This window comes from Amycolatopsis sp. NPDC051071 (assembly GCF_040682875.1).
GTDB lineage: Bacteria > Actinomycetota > Actinomycetes > Mycobacteriales > Pseudonocardiaceae > Amycolatopsis.
In genome coordinates this window covers 1-4,306 of sequence record NZ_JBFBBY010000297.1, presented here as the reverse complement: position 1 = coordinate 4,306, position 4,306 = coordinate 1, and the positions used below count along the sequence as shown (strand labels likewise).

At 69.3% G+C, this 4,306-nt stretch carries 4 protein-coding genes; 1 reads left to right on the top strand and 3 read right to left on the bottom strand.

From position 1 onward, the window contains the following. Nucleotides 1-505 precede the first annotated feature (505 nt). On the bottom strand, nt 506-958 hold the full coding sequence (locus tag AB0M65_RS40350; protein ID WP_364040786.1) for an NAD(P)H-dependent oxidoreductase: 453 nt from the start codon (nt 956-958) through the stop codon (nt 506-508). A 10-nt stretch (nt 959-968) separates the two neighbouring features. Continuing rightward, entirely contained in the window at nt 969-2,606 is a 1,638-nt protein-coding gene (locus AB0M65_RS40345; protein WP_364040783.1) for a phospho-sugar mutase, read from the bottom strand. 29 nt (nt 2,607-2,635) lie between these two features. Here AB0M65_RS40345 and AB0M65_RS40340 point away from each other — a divergent pair, with 29 nt between their 5' ends. Further along, the gene (locus tag AB0M65_RS40340) at nt 2,636-3,790 is read left to right on the top strand and encodes a glycosyltransferase (protein WP_364040780.1); all 1,155 of its coding nucleotides are present in this window, start codon (nt 2,636-2,638) and stop codon (nt 3,788-3,790) included. A gap of 10 nt (nt 3,791-3,800) precedes the next feature. Here AB0M65_RS40340 and AB0M65_RS40335 read toward each other — a convergent pair whose 3' ends face one another. Continuing rightward, the gene (locus tag AB0M65_RS40335) at nt 3,801-4,253 is read right to left on the bottom strand and encodes a hypothetical protein (RefSeq protein WP_364040777.1); all 453 of its coding nucleotides are present in this window, start codon (nt 4,251-4,253) and stop codon (nt 3,801-3,803) included. Nucleotides 4,254-4,306 lie beyond the last annotated feature (53 nt).

Genomic DNA, 4,306 nt, shown 5'->3' with positions numbered 1-4,306 from the left:
GGACTACTTGCGGTGCCGGGGGCACTTTCCGGCGCCGCCCCGCCCCGCCTGAAGTACATGAAGGCCCCCTTCCTTGCGCCTAGGTACAGGAAGGGGGCCTTCATGTACTTACGGCGAAAGGCGAGGTGGCGCCTCGGGCGAGATGGTGCCTGGCCGGCGCGGCACCGCACTCGCGTGCCCAGACCCAGACCCCGCGTGCACAAGCCCATAACTTGCGTGCTTAAAGCCGGATCTCGCGTGCTCAGACCCCGCACACCGAGTTGGGATCCAGGCACGCGAGTTACGTGTTCAGGCACGCAAGTTACGTGCTCAAGCACGCGAGTTACGAGTTCAGGCACGCGAGTTACCTGTTCAAGCACGTGAGTTCCGGCTTTAAGCACGCGAGTTACGTGCTTAAGCACGCGAGTCACGACTTCGCCCTGGCCACCTACCCGGCGGCGAGGTCGAGGCGTAGCGCGGCGAGGCGAGAAGGATCGCAACTAGAGGACTAAACGCGGGGGTGGGGTCAAGGCATGAGGGTGGCCGCGAGGGTGCCGCCGAGTTCAAAGCAGGCCTCCAGGTCGGGTTTGGCGGGGTCGCCGGTGACGAGCACGGGCGACGCCGCGCGTTCCCAGCCGAGGCCGGTCGTGATGCTCTCGATGCCGCGCACGGTGCCCGCGGTGTCGTTGTTGCCGTGTACAAAGAAACCGAACGGCCGTCCCCGGGTGGCGTCCAGGCACGGGTAATAGATCGTGTCGAAGAAATGCTTCAGTGCCCCCGACATGTAACCGAGGTTCGCCGGCGTGCCGAGCAGGTAGCCGTCGGCGGCCAGGACGTCGGGCACGGTCGCGCCCAGCGCGGGACGCCGCACGACGTCGACGCCCTCGACGTCCGGATGGTTCGCGCCGGAAAGCACGGCTTCGAACATCGCCTGCGTCGAGGGCGACGGCGTGTGGTGAACGATCAGCAGCTGAGCCATGGGCCGATTGTCAGGTCAGGCGGGACTCGATGTCGGACCGGAGTGCGGCGAGCCGCTTGGCGGCGGTGGCGCGGGCCTCGGCGAGGTCGCCGGTGACCGGCTGTTTCACCTGCAGGTACGCCTTCAGCTTCGGCTCGGTCCCGGACGGTCTGATCACCACGCGCAGGCCATCGCCGGTCAGGCGGAGGACGTCGGCGTCGGGCAGGAGGTCCTCCATTGTGACGTCGGCGCCGCCGGCGGACGTGGGTGGTGTGGCACGCAGGCCCGCCATCAGTTTCTCCCGCACCGAAAGGTCGGTGACACGCAGCGAGACTTGATCCGTCACATGCACCCCGTGCCGGACGGCCAGTTCGTCGAGGACGTCCAGTGGCCCGCGGCCCGCCGCGCGCAGCGAAGCGGTGAGACCCGCGGCGAGTACGGCGGCCGAGATGCCGTCCTTGTCCCGCACGAAATCGGGGTTCACACAGAGGCCGAGTGCCTCTTCGTAGGCGAACACCAGGCCGTCACCCGCGCGCACCAGCCACTTGAAGCCGGTCAACGTCTCCGCGTAGCGCGCGCCGAACTCCTTCGCGACCTCGCCGAGCATCGACGACGACACGATCGTCGTGGCCACGAGCGGGTCGACGGCGTCCACAGTGGACAGAACGTGCCAGCCGAGCAGGACACCGGTTTCGTCGCCACGCAGCATCCGCCAGTAGCCGTCCCGTTCGCGGACGCCCAGCGCGCACCGGTCGGCGTCGGGGTCGAGCGCGATCGCCAGATCGGCGTTCACTTCGGACGCCAGCGCCAGCAGAAGGTCCGTCGCGCCGGGCTCTTCCGGGTTCGGGAACGCGACCGTCGGGAAGTCGGGATCCGGGGTCGCCTGTTCGGCGACGACATGTAGATCGGTGAAGCCGGCGCGCTCGAACGCCACGCGCAGGGTGTCCGCGCCGACGCCGTGCAGTGCCGTCGCGGCGACCTTGACCGCGCGTTCCTGGCCGCGCGGCAGGAGCGCGACCTTGGCGAGGTAGGCGTCGCGGAGTTCGTCGCCCAGCACTTCGGCGCCCGGTTCGCGGGGGACGCCGATCGCGGCGGGCGCGGCTTCGATGGCGCGTTCGATCAGGCCGTCCGAAGGCGGGACGATCTGGCCGCCGGTCGCGTCGTAGAGCTTGTACCCGTTGTCGGCCGGGGGATTGTGCGACGCGGTGATCTGGATACCGGCGACCGCGCCGAGTTCCAGTACGGCGAACGCGAGTACCGGGGTGGGCAACGGTCCCGGCAGTACCTTCACCGCGAAACCGGCGGCCGTCAGCACTTCGGCGGCGGCAGTGGCGAAGGCTTCCGAACCGTGCCGCGCGTCGCGGCCGACCACCACGACGCCGCCCGCGTGTCCCTGCGCGGCCAGCCACTGGGCGACACCGGCGGTAGTGCGGGTCACGACCGCGACGTTCATCCCGTTGGGACCCGCCCGCACCGGGCCACGCAGGCCGGCGGTGCCGAATTCGAGCGGGCCAGCCATCCGGTCCGCGAGTTCGTCGGCGGCACCGGCCTCGCCGCCCATCGCGCGGGCGAGGACGTTCTGCAGTTCGACGCGGGAATCGTCGTCCGGATCGTCGGCGATCCAGCGGAACGCCTGATCCCTGAGAATCGGGGTCAAGGAAGTCGTCACCGAGTCAGCCTACGGGTACGTTGGAGAAGGTGCGGTTGATCTTTACTTCTCTGGTCAGTCACGGTCATCTCTATCCCCTACTACCGCTCGCCGTCGCCGCGCGCGACGCCGGGCACGACGTCCTTTTCGCCACCGGAGACGAGATGCTTCCGGTTGTCGAAAAGGCGGGTTTGGCCACGGAAAGCGCTGGATTCGGTATGCGCGAGGCCTTCACGTCGGTGTTCGGGCCGGACGCCCGGCCGCGTTCCGGCGACGAGCCACCCGAGGCGTTTTATCCCGTTATCGGTGAAGTGTTCGGAAACGTGCTGCCCCGGCGGTTCGTCGCCGACCTGACACCGTTGTTCGAGCGGCACCGGCCGGATCTGGTCGTCTACGAAACCGGCAACATGGGTGGCGCCATCGCCGCCCGCCTCACCGGGATCCCCGCGATCGGCCACGGCTTCGGCCGGGTTTCACCGGGCGAGGTCAACGACGTCATAGCCGCTCGCTTAGCGGAATACTCGGCGGAGGTCGGTTTTGACGGCGGGACCCTGCCTTCCTTCGGCGACGCGGTCATCGACATCTGCCCGGAATCGGTGCAAGCGCCCGATTTCCTGGCCAAGGCGAACAGGATCCCGTTGCGTCCTGTCGGCTGGGCCGAACCGGGCGACCTCCCGGACGGCGTGCTGGGGCGCGACAAGAGCCGTCCGCTGGTCTACCTCACCCTGGGCACGGCCTTCGGTGACGAAGATGTGCTGAAACGAGCGATCCGGGCCTTGGCCCGGCTCGACGCGGACGTCTTGGTCGCGGCGGGGCCCGCGGTGGATCCGGCGCAACTCGGCGACGTTCCGGGGAACGTCCGGGTCGAGGCATGGGTGCCGCAGGCCGAACTGCTGCCGCAGGTGGACCTCGTCGTCCACCACGGCGGGAGTGGGACGACGCTCGGCGCCTTCGGCGAAGGGCTGCCGCAACTGGTCCTCCCGCAAGGAGCGGATCAGTTCACGAACGCCGAAGCCGTCGTCGCGGCCGGGGTTGGCGGACAGTTGATCGGTGGAAATGCCACCGAGGAAGCCATTTTCGAAACCTCGCGGAAGGTGCTGGCCGACGAAGCCGTCCGTGCGGCGGCACGGGCACTCGCCGACGAGATCGCGGCGATGCCGTCACCGGCGGAGGTCGCGAAGCGGCTTCCCGACTACGCGGGCTGACACCGGCCCGTTAAATGTCATGAAAGGGTCTTTCAGGACAAAATTTGTCCTGAAAGACCCTTTCCTGACAGGGGGCCTTCACGCGCGAGAGCGAACTTGGGACAGCACCGCTGGCCTCGGCAGCATCAGCCACGACGGCCACGGCGATGGTGGCGACGGCGGCCACGGCGGCGATGGCGATGGCCACGGCGGCCACGGCGATGGTGGCGGCGACGGCGACGGCGACGGCGATGGTGGCGACGGCCACGGCCACGGCCACGGCGGCGATGGCGACGGCCACGGCGGCGACGGCGATGGTGGCGACGGCGGCGATGGCGACGGCCACGGCGGCCACGGCGGCCACGGCGATGGTGGCGACGGCGGCTACGGCGATGATGGCGATGGTGGCGGCGATGGCGATGGCCACGGCGGCCACGGCGATAACGGCGGCGGCCACGGCGGCCACGGCGACGGCATCAGCCACGGCGACGGTGACGGCGCGTGAAGGACCCCTTCCCTCGGCTCAGCCGAGGGAAG

Excerpts from the sequence above, each read along its gene's own strand:
- AB0M65_RS40350 (WP_364040786.1), bottom strand. The coding sequence starts at position 958 with ATGGCTCAGCTGCTGATCGTTCACCACACGCCGTCGCCCTCGACGCAG.